This is a genomic window from Streptomyces sp. H51 (genome assembly GCF_035656535.1).
In the GTDB taxonomy this organism is placed as follows: domain Bacteria; phylum Actinomycetota; class Actinomycetes; order Streptomycetales; family Streptomycetaceae; genus Streptomyces.
Window position 1 is genome coordinate 25,329 of record NZ_JAYMHD010000020.1, and the last position, 16,496, is coordinate 41,824.

Consider the following 16,496-nt stretch of genomic DNA (forward strand, 5'->3'; position numbering starts at 1 on the left):
CGGGGCCGGCCGCCCGTTCGTGCGGGCGTACGCGAAGGCCCGGACCGTCAGGCGGAAATGCCGTCGATCCGGGCCAAGGCGTCGTCCGCGCCGTACGGCTGCAAGTAGGGCAACCAGCGCGGGTCCCTGTGGCCGGTGCCGATGATGCGCCAGGCCAGACCGGTGGGAGGAGCGGGTTTGTGGCGCAGCCGCCAGCCGATCTCGAACAGGTGCCGGTCGGCCTTCACGTGGTTGCAGCGGCGGCAGGAGGCCACCACGTTGTCCCAGACGTGCTTGCCCCCGCGGCTGCGTGGGATGACGTGGTCGACGCTGGTTGCGACGCCACCGCAGTACATGCACCGGCCCCCGTCGCGCGCGAACAGCGCCCTGCGGGTCAGAGGCACGGGCCCACGGTAGGGAATCCGGACGAATCGCTTGAGCCGGACCACGCTCGGTGCGGGGACCGTGACGGTCGCGCTGTGCATGAAGGCGCCGGACTCCTCGAGGCATACGGCCTTGTTCTCGAGGACGAGGACGAGCGCGCGGCGGAGCGGTACGACGCCGAGCGGCTCGTACGACGCGTTGAGGACCAGGACATGCGGCACGGATGCCTCCTTGGGCGTCGGCGGCGCGTGGCTCGCGCCGGGACGATCTGCTAGTCAGTGTCCCCTCTTGCCTGGTGAACGCGCCACCATCTCCCGGTAACGGGCTGGGAGTGTTTTCGACCACATCCTCACCCTCTCCGCGGCCGTGGGCGGTTCATCCCTCCTGTTCATCCCCGGGTGAGGGCCGTCTCTCCCCCGGAAGACGGACACGAACCACACACGATGCCCCGATAGTGTGGTGAACCTGCCCGTCCGGTGACCTTCCCGTGACCTTGACCGCCGTACCGGGGGGCAGGCCGCTGCACCTGGAGGTACCTGCCGTGTCCCTGCCCGCCGTCCTACTGGCCGCCAGTCCCTCGCCGTCCCCGGCCCCCTCGGAGTCGCCGACGGTGACGGTCCCCTCGCTCCAGGACGCCCAGGAGAGCGCGACGAACGCCGCCAGCTGGGTCGAGCAGAACTGGTCGACATGGCTGGCCATCGGCCTCAGGGTCCTGCTGATCCTGATCATCGCCACGGTGCTGAGGATCGTGGTGCGGCGGGCGCTCACCAAGCTGATCGACCGCATGACCCGGACCGTGGAGTCGGTGGACGGCACCGCGCTCGGCGGGCTGCTGGTCAACGCCGAGCGGCGCCGCCAGCGCTCCCAGGCCATCGGTTCGGTGCTGCGCTCGGTGGCGAGCTTCCTGATCCTGGGCACCGCGGCGCTGATGATCCTGGCCACGTTCCAGATCAACCTGGCGCCGCTGCTGGCCTCGGCCGGCGTCGCCGGTGTGGCCATCGGTTTCGGCGCCCGCAACCTGGTCACCGACTTCCTCTCCGGCGTCTTCATGATCCTGGAGGACCAGTACGGCGTCGGAGACTCGATCGACGCGGGCGTGGCCGTCGGCGAGGTGATCGAGGTCGGCCTGCGCGTGACCAAGCTGCGCGGCGCGGGCGGCGAGATCTGGTACGTCCGCAACGGCGAGGTCAAGCGCATCGGCAACCTCTCCCAGGGCTGGGCGACGGCCGGCGTCGACGTGACCGTCAAGTCGGACGAGGACCTGGACCGGCTCAAGGCCACGCTGGACGAGGTCGCCCAGAAGATGAGCGCGGAGGAGCCCTGGAACGAGCTGCTGTGGGGCCCGGTGGAGGTGCTCGGCCTGGACAGCGTGCTGCTGGACTCCATGGTGATCCGCCTGACGGCCAAGACCATGCCCGGCAAGGCCCTCACCGTCGAGCGCGAGCTGCGCTGGCGCGTCAAGCGGGCCTTCGACGCCGCCGACATCCGCATCGTGGGCGGTGCGACGGCCCCGGCGGAGGAGGAGGCCCCCGACCCGACGGCGGCGGTCGCGGCGCCGTCGGTGTTCGCCAACCCGGACTCCCCGCAGGCGGTGGCGGCCACGCCGATCGGTCAGCAGCGGTCGACTCCGCCCGGGAAGTAGGGGAGAAGCAGGGGGAGGGTTCGGCACATTCGTTCGAGTGAACCTTTCCGGCTTCACGGTTCACCCGCTGGAGTGATCCTTCACCGGCTCGCAGCGCTCCCCTCCGCATGGCCCCTCGCAGCCTCGCTGCGCACCCCGCCGCATGACCCCTCCCGGCCTCGCGGCACACCCCGCCGCATGACCCCTCGCAGCCTCGCGGCACACCCCGCCGCACGGCCCCTCCCGACCTCGCGGCACACCCCGCCGCACGGCCCCTCCCGACCTCGCGGCACACCCCGCCGCACGGCCCTCGCAGCCGCGCGGTTCACCCGTTCGAGTGAACCGTGGTGCCTGCGCGGCGCCTCCGTCCGCCCGTCCGACGCGTCGCTCCCGGCCCCGGCTCCGCCACTGGCGCCGGGGCCGGCGCGCGTCGGGGGCGGGGCGTGCGACCGGTGCGGAACAGGCCACCCCCGGCCTACCGCTGTTGACTTCCCGCCGGCCCGGGCCGAGCATTTTCACGTCCCGATGAATTCGGGTCGGCGCCGTCCTGGGAGGAACCTCATGCAGCCATCAGGTGCGAACGCACGCCGCGGGACCGCGCCGCCCGGCGCGGTCGTGGTGACCGGGGCGTCGACCGGCATCGGCCGCGCGAGCGTGCTGCGCCTCGCGGACGCGGGGTTCCGCGTGTTCGCGGGGGTACGGCGCGAGTCCGACGGCAAGGACCTGGCCGCCGCCGGGCCGGGCGGCCGTATCACCCCGCTGCGGCTGGACGTGTGCGACCAGGACCAGGTCCGGTCCGCCGCGGCCGAACTCGCCGCCACCCTGGGCCCTGAGGGCCTGGCGGGGCTGGTCAACAACGCCGGGATCGGCGTCGCGGGCCCGGTCGAGTCCCTCCCGCTGAGCGAACTGCGACGGCAGTTCGAGGTGAACGTCTTCGGCCTGGTCGCCGTCACCCAGGCACTCCTGCCGCTGATCCGCGCCGGCCGCGGCCGCATCGTCACCATCGGGTCCGCGGGCGGCTGGATCACCATGCCGTTCGGCGGTCCGCTGTGCGCCTCCAAGCACGCCGTACGGTCGCTCAACGACGCCCTCCGTCTGGAACTGCGCGCCTCCGGCATCCCCGTCGTGCTCATCGACCCGGGATCCATCGACACGCCGTCGGTCGACAAGTTCGAGGCCGAGACCGACGCCGTCGTCGACCGGATGGGCCCCGACGGCCGCCGGCTGTACGCGGACGCCTTCCGCGCCATGGCCGCCAAGGCCGTCGCCCACGAACGCGCCGGGTCGCCGCCGGACGTGGTCGCGGCGGCCGTGCACCGCGCGCTGACCGCGCCCCGCCCGGCCACCCGCCGCTCCGTGGGCGCGCACGCCGCGCTGCTCACCCTGCTGGCACGCACCCTGCCCAACCCCCTGCTCGACCGCTTCCGGCTGCGGGTGCTCGGGCTGGACCGGCCCGGCGTCTGGGGGCGCCTGCCGGCCGCCGGCCGACTGCGGGGACCCGGGACCTGACGACCCGGCGTCCGACCGGCCGCCCCGGGCAACCGCAACCACCGCGTGGCCCGGGGGCCCCACCAGGCTCGCCACCGGTCGCGTCCTCCCGCACGCCTCCCGCACGCCTCCCGCACGCCTCCCTCGCTTCCCCGCGGGAGGCGTCCTCGTCTCCCCAGGGCGCGCACGGGCGCGCATACGGGGATCGAGGCGGGAACCGATCAGATTCCGTCGGCGTATTCATGGGCAGGGGTGGTGCGGGGAACCGCCCCGTGCGCCGGTGGTCCGCCGACCGCGCCGCGATCCGGCCGCGCTGCGATCCGATCAAGATCCGGCGCAGGCCGGTACGGATGCCGGTGACGGCGGCGATACTGGCGGCGAAGGATGACCATGGGGGAGGTCAACGTGACACAACCGCCGGAGAGCAGCACCGCGCCACCCGGGCCGACGGCCGCCGTTCCCGCGCCCCCGGCGCCCCCGGCGCCGCCGCTGCGGCCCACGGTCCCCACCCCCGCGGGAGCGTCCCCGCAGCCGCGCCGTACCGCGTTCGCCGAAGGCGCCGACCGGCTGCGCGCCGCCGCGATGACGGAGCCGGGCCGGCTGCGCATCATCGGCGCCGTCCTCGCCCTGCTCGTCGTCGCGTTCGGATCGGTCACCGCCTGGCAGATGACCGATCGCGCGGCGGCCGCCGACGACGTGCTCACCAGCAGCCAGCCCCTCAGCTCCGACGCGGCCGACATCTACCGCTCCCTCGCCGACGCCAACACGGCGGCGGCCAGCGGCTACCTGGCCGGCCGTCAGGAGAAGCCCGAGATGCGGAAGCGCTACGAGGACGACATCCGCACCGCCGCGGCGAAGCTGGTCACCGCCGCGGCCAGCTCCGACCCGGGTTCCGAGTCGGCGAGGACCATCGAGCGGCTCAGCGAACTGCTGCCCGAGTACAAGGGCCTGGTCGAGACGGCCCGTGCCAACAACCGGCAGGGCTACCCGGTGGGCGGGGCCTACCTGCGCGCGGCGAACGAACAGATGCAGCAGGAGATGCTGCCGAAGGCCGAGCGCCTGTACCAGCGCGAGAACCAGCGGCTGCGTTCCGACTACGCGGACGCCAAGGAGTTCCCGTGGGCGGCGATCGGCCTCGGCGTCGTCGCCCTGGGGGCGCTGGCCTGGGCCCAGCACCGCAACTACCGGCGCACGAACCGGGTGCTGAACCACGGTCTGGTCACCGCCTCGGCCGCCTCCGCGGTGGTCCTGCTCTGGCTGGTCGTCGGCCACGTCGTCGCCCGCTCCGGCCTGAACGACTCCTACGACCACGGCGTACGCTCCCTGGACGTCCTGCACGACGCCCGCATCGCCTCCCTGACCGCCCGCAGCGACGAGAACCTCGCGCTGATCCGCCGCGGCGCGGACACCAAGGACCTCGGCGGCGGCAGGACCGCGGACGCCTACGCCTGGGGCTACGACGACCAGATCGGCAAGCTCGGCGCGGCGCTCACCGCGGCCGCCGGCCTCGCCGACGACTCGGCGGGCCGCAAGCCGGTGGCCGACGCGGGCAGCTACATGAAGGCGTGGAAGGACCGGCACGGCGTCGCCCAGGGCCTCAGCGACAAGGGTGAGTACCAGCAGGCCCGCGACAAGGTCATCGGCGTCGGCAAGGACCCCACGAGCGTCTGCTTCGACAGCGTCGACGGCGCCCTGAAGACGGCGCTCAGGCACGAGCAGGCCGAGTTCAGGCAGGCCGCGGGCGACGGCCGGGACGCGCTGACCGGGCTTCCGGTCGGGGCCGCGGTCCTGGCCGTCCTCGGCGCGGCCGGCGCGGTGACCGGCATCGGCCGCCGGCTTTCGGAGTACCGGTGAGGGGCAGCATGCGGAGGGAAGGGGGCGGGAGAATGAGCGCGGCACGTGTGGCGCGGCGTCTGCGGTCCGGTCTGCGGGGCTGGGGCGGAGTGGGTGCGATGGCGGCCCTGTGCGCCCTCGCCGTGCTCTTCGCGCTGCTGCTGCCCCTGACCCAGTCGGAGGACGCGGACGACGGCGCCGAGGGCGCGGGCCAGGGCCTCGCCCGGGGCCGCCAGGCCAGGGCCGAGAAGTGCGAGGACCCGCAGGACCAGAGCCTGTCCCCGTCCGACGGCGGCGGCTCCACCATCCACGTCGACGCCATCAGGACCCGGGGGCGCCTCGTGGTCGGCGTCGACCAGAACAGCTACCGCTGGGGCTACCTCGACCCCAACAACGAGAAGGGCGAGCTGGAGGGCTTCGACATCGACCTCGTCCACCGGATCGCCAAGGACATACTCGGCGACGAGGACGCGGTCACGTTCAAGGCCATCCCCACCAGCCGCCGTATCGAGGCCGTCCAGAACGGCGAGGTCGACATGGTGGTGCGCACCATGACGATCAACTGCGATCGCCTCGACGATGTCGCCTTCTCCGCGCCCTACTTCAGGACCGGCCAGCAGGTCCTCGCGCCCAAGGCCTCGACCGTCACCGGCTACGACAGGAGCCTCGCCGGCAAGAAGGTCTGCTCGGCGGCGACCTCCACGGCGCTCGACCGGCTGCGGGCGGACCACGACAGCGGCGCCCTCCCCGCCTCCACCGACATCACGACCGTCGTCCCCAACCAGCTCGACTGCCTGGTGAAGCTCCAGCTCGGCGAGGTCGACGCGGTGGTGACGGACGGCGCCCTCGCCGCCAGCCAGGCCGCGCAGGACCCGACGGTCGAGCTCAAGGGCGGTCTGTTCACCAACGAGTACTACGGCGTGGCGATGAAGAAGGGCTCGGAGGATCTGGTACGCCAGGTCAACCGGACGCTGCAGAACTACGTCAAGGACCCCGCGGGCTGGCGGGCGTCGTACGACAAGTGGCTGCACCCCACGATGGACCAGGGGGACAGGAAGTCGATGTCCGCGACCCCTCCGGCCGCCCACTACAAGTGACCGGACGGACGGCCGGACGGACAGCCGGACGCACAGACGGCCGGACCGGCACACGAACAGCACACGAACACACGGCACCACGGACACGTAGGCAGACACGCACGCGGGCAGACACCGAACGAACGACCGGACACGACAGCAGCGAGAGGTGATCGATGGGCGTCACGGACCCCGCCGGGCCGGTGATGGACCGGGACGAGGTGGACCGTGCGCTGGCGCGGCTCGGCGCGGAGCACGAGGCGATCGAGACCTCGCTGCTCGCCCTGCAGGACCACGCGGGCCGCAGACTCCTCGAAGGCGCCGAGCTCACCGGCGTCACCAAGGAACGCTGGCAGGCCACGGAGGCGTCGATCACGCTGCTGTGGGCCTGCTTCGACGCCTACACCGGCGCGCTGCGCACCGCCCGCGAGATCCGCGCCCGCCGCCGCTGGTCCAGCCGCGAGGACCTGGTGGAGCTGACGGAACTGCTGCGCGGCGAGTCCGTCACGGTCGCCGGGTCCGCCCTGGCCACCGCGAACGCGCCGACGCTGACCGGCGGCGCGAGCAGGCTCAGCGAACGGTTCTCGCTGAGCGCGCTGGTGGACCGGATGAACGAGCTGTACGCGACGAGCCTGGACATGGTCGTGGCCGCCGACGCGGTGTGGTCGGCGCTGCCCGCCCGCATAGACCTCCTGGCCGCGGAGCTCCGGCGCACCCGGCAGCTCGCGCACTCCGTCGGCGTGCGTCCCGGCGAGCACCCGGCGGGCGACGACCTGGAGCGCATCACGCGCACCCTGACCACCCTGCGCGAGCAGGTGGTGTCCGACCCGCTCGCCCACTGGATCCCGGCGCAGGGCAGTTCGGCGCCGGGCGGCGGCCGGCCGGACACCACGGTGTACGACCGTGAGGCGCGCGCCCTGGAGGACGTGCGCCGCGAGATCGACGCCGTGCTCACCGTCCGGCAGGACGCGGAGGCGCGACTGGTGAAACTGCGGGACCTGCTCAGCCGCGCCGACCGCACGCTCGCCGAGGCGCGCGCCGCGCGCGGCGAGGTCCTCGCCAAGATCGCCGCGACGGAGGTACCGGTGGTCAGCGGTCCGCCGACCGTGCTGCAGGAGCAACTGGCGACGGCCGCCGAGTACCGCAGGCACGCCCAGTGGCACCGGCTCTCGCCGCTGCTGGAGTCCCTGGAGCGGAAGGCCGAGGACGAACTGCTGCGCGCCCGCGAGTCGCTCACCGCGGTCACCGCGCCGCTCGCGGTCCGCGCGGAGCTGCGCGGCCGCCTCGACGCGTACAAGGCGAAGGCCGCCCGGCACGGCCTGGCGGAGGATCCGTTGCTCGTCGAGCGGTACGACGCGGCGCGGCGCATGCTGTGGAGCGCGCCCTGCGACCTGCGCGTGGCCGCACAGGCCGTGCTGCGCTACCAGCAGGCGGTCGCGGAGGCGCTGGGCAGCGGCCAGCGGGTGCCGGAGCAGGGCGCCCCCGAGGACCGCAGGGGGCCCGGAGCATGAGCGACGAGGGGGGTAGGGCGTCATGAGTCAGGAACAGCGGACCTGCCAACGGCCCGGCTGCGGCGGGACGTACGAGGACGTGGGCGGCGGCGAACTGTACTGCGACACCTGCGGCCTTGCGCCGGTCGTCTCCACCGGGGGTGCCTCCACCGGGGGTGCCTCCACCGGGGGTGCCTCCACCGGGGGTGCCTCCTCCGGAGGAGGCTCGGTGGGCTCGCCGCCGACCGGGGTCGCCGGCGGCGGCAAGGGCTCGTCGGGCAGCGGCAGCGCGCGCTCCGGCAGCCGCGGCAGCTCCCGTACGTCGTCGCAGTCGTCGAAGTCCCGCCGCTCGGTGTCGGGGCGGCTGTCGCGCTCGCTGTCGGGCCGCTCCACGAGCCGTTCGGTGTCGGTGCGCAGCTCCGGCTCCGCCACCGGCAGCAGCGGGCGGAACCGGCTGGGCGCCGGACTGGTGCGGGTGCCGGACGTGCCCCGGCCCGACCCGCGGGTGATGGTGCTGGACAACCCCGAGGTGCCCGAGCGCAAGCGGTTCTGCTCGCGCTCCGACTGCGGGGCGCCGGTGGGCCGGGCGCGCGGCGACCGGCCGGGCCGTACCGAGGGCTTCTGCACCAAGTGCGGGCAGCCGTACTCGTTCGTGCCGAAGCTGAGGGGCGGCGACGTCGTGCGCGGCCAGTACGAGGTGGTGGGCTGCCTCGCGCACGGCGGCCTCGGCTGGATCTACCTCGCCGTGGACCGCGCGGTGTCCGACCGGTGGGTGGTGCTCAAGGGCCTGCTGGACACCGGCGACCAGGACGCGATGGCGGCGGCGATCTCCGAGCGGCGCTTCCTCGCCGAGATCGAGCACGCCAACATCGTGCGGATCTACAACTTCGTGGAGCACCTCGACCAGCGCACCGGCTCACTCGACGGCTACATCGTCATGGAGTACGTCGGCGGCAAGTCGCTGAAGGAGATCGCCAACGAGCGCCGCACCACGGACGGCAGACGGGATCCGCTGCCGGTGGAGCAGGCGTGCGCGTACGGCATCGAGGCCCTGGAGGCGCTCGGCCACCTGCACAGCCGCAACCTGCTGTACTGCGACTTCAAGGTCGACAACGCCATCCAGACGGAGGACCAGCTCAAGCTCATCGACATGGGCGCGGTGCGCCGCATGGACGACGAGGAGTCGGCCATCTACGGAACGGTGGGCTACCAGGCGCCGGAGGTCGCGGAGGTCGGCCCGTCGGTGGCGAGCGACCTGTACACGGTCGCGCGCACGCTCGCCGTGCTGACCTTCGACTTCCAGGGCTACACGAACGTCTTCGTGGACTCCCTGCCCGACCCCGACAACATCGAGGTCTTCCGCCGGTACGAGTCGTTCTACCGGCTGCTGGTCCGCGCCACCGACCCCGACCCGGCCCGCCGGTTCGCCTCCGCGCAGGAGATGGGCGAGCAGCTGACGGGCGTGCTGCGCGAGGTGGTGTCGCTGCAGACGGGCCGGGCCCGGCCCGCCCTGTCGACCCTGTTCGGGCCCGAAGTCAGAGTCACGGACACGGAGTTGTTCCCGAAGCTGGACGGCGAGGTGTCCCGGCTGGGGGCGCGCGCGGCCGGGCGGGGGAAGCAGCCGGAAGAGCGGCGGCCGTCCCCGCTGCCCCTCCCGGCGGGCGGCGGCGCCGGTCTCGTCAAGCCCGTCGACACCCGCGCCGCGGCGCTGGCCCTGCCCGTGCCCCGCGTCGACCCCGCGGACCCCAACGCCGGCTTCCTCGCGGGTCTGATGACCACCGCGCCGGCCGAGCTGCTCGGGGCGCTCGCGGCGGCTCCGGCGCAGTCGGTCGAGACGCGGCTGCGGCGGATCCGGGCGTGGCTGGAGAACGGCGACTTCGACGCGGCCCTGGTGTCCCTGGGGACGCTGGAGGAGGAGCGGCCCGACGACTGGCGGGTGGTCTGGTACCGGGGCGTGGCCTCAATGGTCACCGGCGACCAGGAGGGCGCCGCGCTCGCCTTCGACGCGGTCTACGACGCCTTCCCCGGCGAGATCGCCCCCAAGCTGGCCCTCGGCCTGTGCGCGGAGGTGCTCGGCCAGCTGGACAACGCCGCCGAGTACTACCGCCTGGTGTGGTCGGCGGACCCCAGTCATGTGAGCGCCGCCTTCGGCCTGGCCCGGGTCCAGCTCGCGAGCGGCGACCGGCGCGGCGCCGTGCGGACGCTGGAGTCGGTGCCGGAGAGCTCCATCCACTACACGGCCGCGCGGGTGGCCGCCGTGCGGGCGCGGCTGCGCGGGCGTACGGGGACCGCCCTGGACGCCCCGTTCCTGGACGACCTGCTGGCCGCCGCGGACCAGGTGGAGGCGCTGGACGCGTACGGTCTGGATCCGGCGCGCCGGGAGCAGTTGTCGGCGGAGGTCCTCGGTTGCGCGCTGGACTGGGTACTCTCCGGTGGCCAGGGTTCCGCGCCGGACGGCCGCCGCGTCCTGCTCGGCAGCGAGCTGGACGAGCGGGGACTGCGCTTCGGCCTGGAGCGTTCGTACCGCACGCTGGCCCGGCTGGCGCGGGGTGGCGAGGAGAGGATCGACCTGGTGGAACGTGCCAACCGTTACCGCCCCCGGACATGGGTGTAGTTGATGTCGCAGATGCCCCAGCAGGCCGCTCTGTCGAAGTGCCCGAGCTGTGAGGAGCCGCTCGAGTCGGGTGACCGCTTCTGCGGTGCGTGCGGATACGACCTGTCCGCGGTGCCTCCGCGGCCGGACGATCACCCGACGATCACACTGAGCGGGCTGGTACCGCCGCCGGCCGATCGCGCCGGCGGCCCGGCCCGGCCCGCCACCCCGGCGTCGCCCGGCACGCCCGCGGCGCCGGTCACGCCCCCTCCGGACGGCTCCGGCGCCCCACTGCCGCCGCAGGCGCCGCCCGCCGCAGCACCCGTGCCGCCGCCCGCGGGGACGCCCGTGCCACCGCCCGCCGGGGCGCCCGTGCCGCCGCCCGCCGGAGCACCCGCGGCGCCGCCCGCCGGAGCACCCGTGCCGCCGCCCGCCGGGGCGCCCGCGGAGTCGGCCACCGGCGTGCGCTTCGACCGGCCGCCGGAGCCCGACGAGTACCCGCTGCAGGCGCCGGACCCGCGGCTGGCCGACCTCGCGGTGCCCGCCGAGGAGACCAAGGTGTGCGTGGCCTGCCGCGCGGGCCGCGTCGACAGCGACGGCTACTGCGAGAACTGCGGGCACGCGCAGCCGCGCGAGCGCGACCACATGGAGCAGGAGTGCGGCCCGGTCGCCGCGGTCAGCGACCGCGGCCTGCGCCACCACCGCAACGAGGACGCGTTCGCCGTCGGCCACACCACGCTGCCCGACGGCACCCCCGCGTCCCTGGCCGTGGTGTGCGACGGAGTGTCCTCGGCGACCCGCCCCGACGACGCCTCCCTCGCCGCCTCCCGGGCGGGCAGCGAGGCACTGCTCGGCGCCCTGCCGCGCGGCACTCACCCGCAGCAGGCCATGCACGACGCGATCGTCGCCGCCTCACGCGCCGTCAACTCGCTGGCCGCGGAGCCCGCCACCGCCCGCGAGCACTCCCCGCACCAGAACGCGCCCGCCTGCACGCTGGTCGGCGCGGTCGTCACGTCCGGTCTGCTGGTCGTCGGCTGGGTCGGAGACAGCCGCGCCTACTGGGTTCCGGTGGACCGCAGCTCGCCGCCGGCCCGGCTCACCGAGGACGACTCGTGGGCGGCGCAGATGGTCGCCGCGGGCCTGATGAACGAGGCGGAGGCGTACGCCGACGAGCGCGCCCACGCGATCACCGGCTGGCTCGGCGCGGACGCCTACGAACTGGAGCCGCACACCGCCTCCTTCAAGCCGGACCGCCCGGGAGTGGTGGTGGTGTGCACCGACGGGCTGTGGAACTACGCGGAGGCGGCCGAGGAGATGGCGCGGGTCGTGCCGCCCGACGCCGCCGTCCGCCCGCTGCACTGCGCCCAGGTGCTGGTCGGCCATGCCCTGGACGGTGGGGGCCACGACAACGTAACAGTGGCCGTCGTGCCGTTCCCCGCGGTGCGCCAGGGGGCAGGATCGGCCTGAGGCCGATCCGACGGCGGGGAGGCCTCGGCGGACCGGAGGGGACCGGTCCGCGCATCGTCGTGGGCCCGCGCGGACGTGGGCCGTTCAAGGGGGATTCGAGCAGGTATGGCCAACATCTCGAAAGCGAACGTGCCGCAGTTCTCGGTGGACGTGTACCAGAACGAGTACCTCCCGGAAGGCGGCCGCGAGGTCAACGCGATCGTCACGGTGACCGCCGCCGGCGGCGGCACGATCGGCGCGGCGGTCGCGGCGCCCCACCTCTACGCGCCGGGGCAGGGCCCCTCCGCGGCCGTGGCGATCATGGTCGACTGCTCGGGGTCGATGGACTACCCGCCGACCAAGATGCGCAACGCGCGCGACGCGACGGCCGCCGCCGTCGACACCCTGCGCGACGGCGTGCACTTCGCGGTGATCGGCGGCACGCACGTCGCCAAGGAGGTCTACCCGGGCGGCGGCCGCCTCGCGGTCGCCGACGCCACCACCCGCGCCCAGGCCAAGCAGGCTCTGCGCAAGCTGAGCGCCGGCGGCGGCACCGCCATCGGCACCTGGCTGCGCCTCGCCGACCGGCTGCTGTCCTCCGCGGACGTCACCATCCGCCACGGCATCCTGCTCACCGACGGCCGCAACGAGCACGAGTCCGCCGAGGACCTGAAGGCCGCCCTGGACGCCTGCGCCGGGCGCTTCACCTGCGACGCCCGCGGCGTGGGCACCGACTGGGAAGTGAAAGAAGTCACAGGGATCGCCTCCGCCCTGCTCGGTAGCGCCGACATCGTCGCCGACCCGGCCGCCCTGGCCGCCGACTTCACCCGGATGATGGAGAAGGCCATGGGCAAGGAGGTCGCGGACGTCGCCCTCAGACTGTGGACGCCGGTCGGCACCACCATCAAGTTCGTCAAGCAAGTGGCGCCGACCGTCGAGGAGTTGACGGACCGCCGCACCGAGGCGGGACCGCGCGCCGGGGACTACCCCACCGGTTCCTGGGGCGACGAGTCCCGCGACTACCACGTCTGTGTCGAGGTCCCGGCCGCCCACATCGGCCAGGAGATGCTGGCCGCCCGCGTCTCGCTGGTGGTCCCGGAGGGCGCGAGAGGGGGTGGCGGCGCCCGGAACCTGGGCGCCCAGGGCCTGGTACGGGCCGTGTGGACCGACGACATGGCCGCCTCCACCTCGATCAACCCGCAGGTCGCCCACTACACCGGACAGGCGGAACTGGCCCAGGCCATCCAGCAGGGACTGGACCTCCGCAAAGCGGGTGATTTCGACGGAGCGACGGCCAAGCTGGGCCGGGCCGTCCAGCTCGCCAGCGCCTCCGGAAACGCGGATACTGCGAAACTGCTTGCGAAGGTGGTGGACGTGGTCGACGCGGCGACCGGTACTGTGCGACTGAAGACGAAGGTCGAGGACGCCGACGAGATGACTCTCGAAACCCGGTCGACAAAGACTGTTCGTGTGAAGAAGTGACCCGAAACGACGCAGCAGGACCGTAGTAGGACCCTGAAGGAGAGGGGGAAGCGCCGACATGCCGACCTGCCCGAACGGACACCAGTCGGGTTCCGACGACTGGTGCGAGGTCTGCGGTCACCGCATGGCCGGTGCCGTGCCCCCGCCCCCGCCCCCTCCCCCGCCGCCCCCGCCCGGCGGCGGCTACGGCTTCCCGCCCCCGCAGGGCAACCAGCCCGGCGGCCGCCCGCACCTGTCGGCCGTGCCGGACGCCGAGCCGGAGCTGTGCCCGCAGTGCCGCACGCCCCGCGAGGGCGGCGCGCCCTTCTGCGAGGAGTGCCGGTGGAACTTCCTGACCAACACCGCGACCTCCTACACCCCGGCCGCCTCGCGCCCGCCGGCGCCCGGCCCGGGCCCGGGCCCGTCCGCGCGCTTCCAGCAGCCGCCGGGACCGTCGTACGGCGCGGGTGACTCCTTCGACTACCAGGGCTCCCGCCCGTCGCAGATGAACCGGCCCGCCGAGCCGATCCCGTCCTTCGGCAGCGAGCCGTCCGGCCCCTCGAACTTCGGCCCCGACCCCTCCCGCCCGGTCCCGCCGCCCGGCCCGACCCCGCCCGCGGGCCCCGGCGGATTCGGCGGGCCCGGCCCTGGCGGCCCCGGGGGTCCCGGAGGCCCCGGCGGATTCGGCGCGCCCGGCACCGGCGGCCCCGGCGGCTTCGGCGGGCCCGGTGGGCCTGGTGCGCCCGGTGGGCCTGGTGGTCACGGCGGGCCTGGTGGGCCCGGCGGTCACGGCGGCCCCGGCGGTCCTGCCGGTCACGGTGGTCCCGGTGCGCCCGGGGCCGCACCGCAGGGGTACCAGCCGTCCGGCGCGCCCGCTCCGCCCACGTTTCCGCAGGAGACGCCGGGACGGCCGCCGCAGGGCGGTCCGCCCTTCGGCCCCGGTGACGACGACTGGGTGATCTCCCCGCCGTCGTCCGGCCCGGGGGGCCACGGCGCTCCGGGCGGCCACGGCGCTCCGGGCGGCCCCGGTGCTCCGGGCGGCCCCGGCCGCCGCGGACCGGGCGGCGGCTACGGCTACCCGCAGCCCGGCGCGACCCAGGCCCCGCCCGGCCCCGCGTACCCGCAGCAGCCCGCGGCCTGGACGGCGACCATCGGGCCGGACCGCGAGTACTTCATGGCGATGATGCAGCGCTCGGGACCCGAGGCCGCGGGGCTCAACCTGCCCGCGTACTCGCCCGAGCAGCAGCGCACCCTCAGCGGCAACCAGGTCACCATCGGCCGCAGGCGCCACTCCACCGGCGACACCCCCGACATCGACCTGGCGGTGCCGCCGGAGGACCCGGGCGTCTCGCATCAGCACGCGGTGCTGGTCCAGCAGCCGGACGGAGGCTGGGCGGTCGTCGACCAGAACTCCACCAACGGCACCACGGTCAACGGTTCCGAGGAGCCCATCCAGCCCTTCGTGCCGGTGCCGCTGCAGGACGGGGACCGGGTGCACGTCGGCGCGTGGACGACGATCACCATCCGGCGCGGCTGAGCCGTCGGGCGACGACCGGGCAGGGACCGGGCAACGACCGGGCGGGGATCAGGCGGGGAGGGGCCAGGCGTACGGCCCCTCCGGGTCGTCCAGCCAGGCCCACCCGCGCTCGTCGCCGGCCGTGACGCCGTAGCGCTCCCGTCGCGGGCGTCCCTCGCGCTCCCACAGGACGTAGGCCTCCTGGGCGTCGAGGCTGCCGCGGGTCAGCGCCAGCAGGAAGCCGAACAGCTCGTCCCCCCGTGCATGGTCGGGCACCGCGTCGAGGTCGACGGGCTCGGGGCGGGAGCCGGTCCCGCCGCGCAACGGCACGAAGTAGGCGGGCGTGGGCAGGAAGTGCCCCTCGGCGTGTCCGTCGTCGCGGACGGTCAGCGCGATCAGGCCGGTGGCGAGCGGGGCCAGGATGCGCGCGCCGGGGTGGCACTGGGCGAGCCAGGCGGGCGGCACGGACGTCAGGGCGCAGGTCGCGACGATCCGGTCGAAGGGGGCGCGCTCGGGGACGCCGCGGGCGCCGTCGCCGGTGACGACGGCCGGACGGTGTCCGGCGGCGGCCAGGTGCCGCCGCGCCGACTCCGTGATCTCCGGGTCGAGATCGACGGTGGTGACCAGGCCGTCGTCGCCGAGCCGGTGGGCCAGCAGGGCCGCGTTGTAGCCGCTTCCGGTGCCGATCTCCAGGACCCGGTCGCCGTCCCGCACCCGCAGTTCCACGAGCATCCGCGCCATGAGCGAGGGCTGGCTGCTGGAGGAGACCAGGTCGCCGTCGCGCAGCCGGGTGGCCAGCGGGGCGTCGGCGTAGGCGCCGAGCAGCCAGTTCTCGCGTGCTTCCGGGTCGGGGGTCTCACCCCACCGGCGTTCGTAGCCGCCCCGGACGCCGACGTAGTAGTACGGCACGAACAGGTGGCGCGGGACGGCCGCGAACGCCTCCCGCCACACCGGGTCGGCGTCCCAGGCCCCGGTCGCGTCGATCCGCCGCACCAGCGCCTGCCGGGCGGAGGCGGCGAGGTCTTCCAGGTCCCTGTCGAGAGCGTGCGCGCCCATACCTCTACATTACGGGCGGTCCGGCACGGGGAAGGACAACACCGGCGCGGGACGGGCGCGGCACGGGCACGGGACCGGCCCGGGAGGGTCCGAAGGGCCTGGGTCTCCGCCCGCGCCGTCTGCGACCATGGGGGCGTGAATGAGATTCGGCGCGGCACGCTTCAGGAGCAGACCTTCTACGAGCAGGTCGGCGGGGAGGAAACCTTCCGCCGTCTGGTGCACCGCTTCTACGAGGGAGTCGCCGAGGACCCGGTCCTGCGGCCGATGTACCCGGAGGAGGACCTCGGCCCGGCCGAGGACCGGCTGACGCTGTTCCTGATCCAGTACTGGGGCGGTCCGACGACGTACAGCGAGAACCGCGGCCACCCCCGTCTGCGCATGCGGCACGCCCCCTTCACCGTGGACCGCGAGGCGCACGACGCCTGGCTGCGGCACATGCGGGCGGCTCTCGACGAACTCGGCCTGTCCGAGGAGCACGAGCAGCAGCTGTGGAAGTACCTGACGTACGCGGCGGCCTCGATGGTGAACACCCCGGACTGACCGGGGACCGGCC

At 74.3% G+C, this 16,496-nt stretch carries 12 protein-coding genes; 10 read left to right on the forward strand and 2 right to left on the reverse strand.

The features are described 5' to 3' along the window. Positions 1-47: 47 nt before the first annotated feature. Positions 48-584: an HNH endonuclease gene (locus VKA29_RS04800; protein WP_324783910.1), complete on the reverse strand. Its 537-nt coding sequence runs from the start codon at positions 582-584 to the stop codon at positions 48-50. Between the two features lie 320 nt (positions 585-904). On the opposite strand from VKA29_RS04800, the gene VKA29_RS04805 reads away from it, so the two are divergent. The 9 genes from VKA29_RS04805 to VKA29_RS04845 all read left to right on the forward strand — a co-directional run bounded on the left by VKA29_RS04805 (position 905) and on the right by VKA29_RS04845 (position 14,908). Continuing rightward, positions 905-2,005 (forward strand): mechanosensitive ion channel family protein, encoded by a 1,101-nt coding sequence (locus tag VKA29_RS04805; protein WP_324783911.1) that lies wholly within the window; start codon positions 905-907, stop codon positions 2,003-2,005. 540 nt (positions 2,006-2,545) lie between these two features. Continuing rightward, complete coding sequence (locus VKA29_RS04810; protein WP_324783912.1) at positions 2,546-3,493, forward strand: SDR family oxidoreductase; 948 nt, start codon at positions 2,546-2,548, stop codon at positions 3,491-3,493. A 369-nt stretch (positions 3,494-3,862) separates the two neighbouring features. Continuing rightward, a complete protein-coding gene (locus tag VKA29_RS04815; protein WP_324783913.1) occupies positions 3,863-5,326 on the forward strand; it encodes a hypothetical protein in 1,464 nt (487 codons plus the stop codon). 32 nt (positions 5,327-5,358) lie between these two features. Next, positions 5,359-6,402 (forward strand): glutamate ABC transporter substrate-binding protein, encoded by a 1,044-nt coding sequence (locus VKA29_RS04820; RefSeq protein ID WP_324783914.1) that lies wholly within the window; start codon positions 5,359-5,361, stop codon positions 6,400-6,402. A gap of 155 nt (positions 6,403-6,557) precedes the next feature. Beyond that, a complete protein-coding gene (locus tag VKA29_RS04825; RefSeq protein WP_324783915.1) occupies positions 6,558-7,892 on the forward strand; it encodes a hypothetical protein in 1,335 nt (444 codons plus the stop codon). A 22-nt stretch (positions 7,893-7,914) separates the two neighbouring features. Continuing rightward, a complete protein-coding gene (locus tag VKA29_RS04830) occupies positions 7,915-10,485 on the forward strand; it encodes a serine/threonine-protein kinase (RefSeq protein WP_324783916.1) in 2,571 nt (856 codons plus the stop codon). A gap of 3 nt (positions 10,486-10,488) precedes the next feature. Next, positions 10,489-11,931 carry a PP2C family serine/threonine-protein phosphatase gene (locus VKA29_RS04835; protein ID WP_324783917.1) on the forward strand — a complete coding sequence of 481 codons (1,443 nt, stop codon included), beginning with the start codon at positions 10,489-10,491 and terminating at the stop codon, positions 11,929-11,931. A 105-nt stretch (positions 11,932-12,036) separates the two neighbouring features. Next, positions 12,037-13,392, forward strand: a complete 1,356-nt coding sequence (locus VKA29_RS04840) for a VWA domain-containing protein (protein ID WP_324783918.1) — start codon at positions 12,037-12,039, stop codon at positions 13,390-13,392. A 58-nt stretch (positions 13,393-13,450) separates the two neighbouring features. Further along, positions 13,451-14,908, forward strand: a complete 1,458-nt coding sequence (locus VKA29_RS04845) for an FHA domain-containing protein (RefSeq protein ID WP_324783919.1) — start codon at positions 13,451-13,453, stop codon at positions 14,906-14,908. A gap of 48 nt (positions 14,909-14,956) precedes the next feature. On the opposite strand, the gene VKA29_RS04850 is transcribed toward VKA29_RS04845, so the two are convergent. Next, positions 14,957-15,943, reverse strand: coding sequence for a methyltransferase domain-containing protein (locus VKA29_RS04850; RefSeq protein WP_324783920.1), 987 nt, complete (start codon positions 15,941-15,943; stop codon positions 14,957-14,959). Positions 15,944-16,078: 135 nt separating this feature from the next. Here VKA29_RS04850 and VKA29_RS04855 point away from each other — a divergent pair, with 135 nt between their 5' ends. Continuing rightward, positions 16,079-16,483 (forward strand): globin, encoded by a 405-nt coding sequence (locus tag VKA29_RS04855; protein ID WP_324783921.1) that lies wholly within the window; start codon positions 16,079-16,081, stop codon positions 16,481-16,483. Positions 16,484-16,496 lie beyond the last annotated feature (13 nt).

What these genes read in the sequence shown, in the direction of transcription:
- VKA29_RS04810 (WP_324783912.1), top strand. Translation starts at nt 2,546, where the DNA reads ATGCAGCCATCAGGTGCGAACGCACGCCGCGGGACCGCGCCGCCCGGC.
- VKA29_RS04815 (WP_324783913.1), top strand. Translation starts at nt 3,863, where the DNA reads ATGGGGGAGGTCAACGTGACACAACCGCCGGAGAGCAGCACCGCGCCA.
- VKA29_RS04820 (WP_324783914.1), top strand. Translation starts at nt 5,359, where the DNA reads ATGAGCGCGGCACGTGTGGCGCGGCGTCTGCGGTCCGGTCTGCGGGGC.
- VKA29_RS04825 (WP_324783915.1), top strand. Translation starts at nt 6,558, where the DNA reads ATGGGCGTCACGGACCCCGCCGGGCCGGTGATGGACCGGGACGAGGTG.
- VKA29_RS04830 (WP_324783916.1), top strand. Translation starts at nt 7,915, where the DNA reads ATGAGTCAGGAACAGCGGACCTGCCAACGGCCCGGCTGCGGCGGGACG.
- VKA29_RS04835 (WP_324783917.1), top strand. Translation starts at nt 10,489, where the DNA reads ATGTCGCAGATGCCCCAGCAGGCCGCTCTGTCGAAGTGCCCGAGCTGT.
- VKA29_RS04840 (WP_324783918.1), top strand. Translation starts at nt 12,037, where the DNA reads ATGGCCAACATCTCGAAAGCGAACGTGCCGCAGTTCTCGGTGGACGTG.
- VKA29_RS04845 (WP_324783919.1), top strand. Translation starts at nt 13,451, where the DNA reads ATGCCGACCTGCCCGAACGGACACCAGTCGGGTTCCGACGACTGGTGC.
- VKA29_RS04850 (WP_324783920.1), bottom strand. Translation starts at nt 15,943, where the DNA reads ATGGGCGCGCACGCTCTCGACAGGGACCTGGAAGACCTCGCCGCCTCC.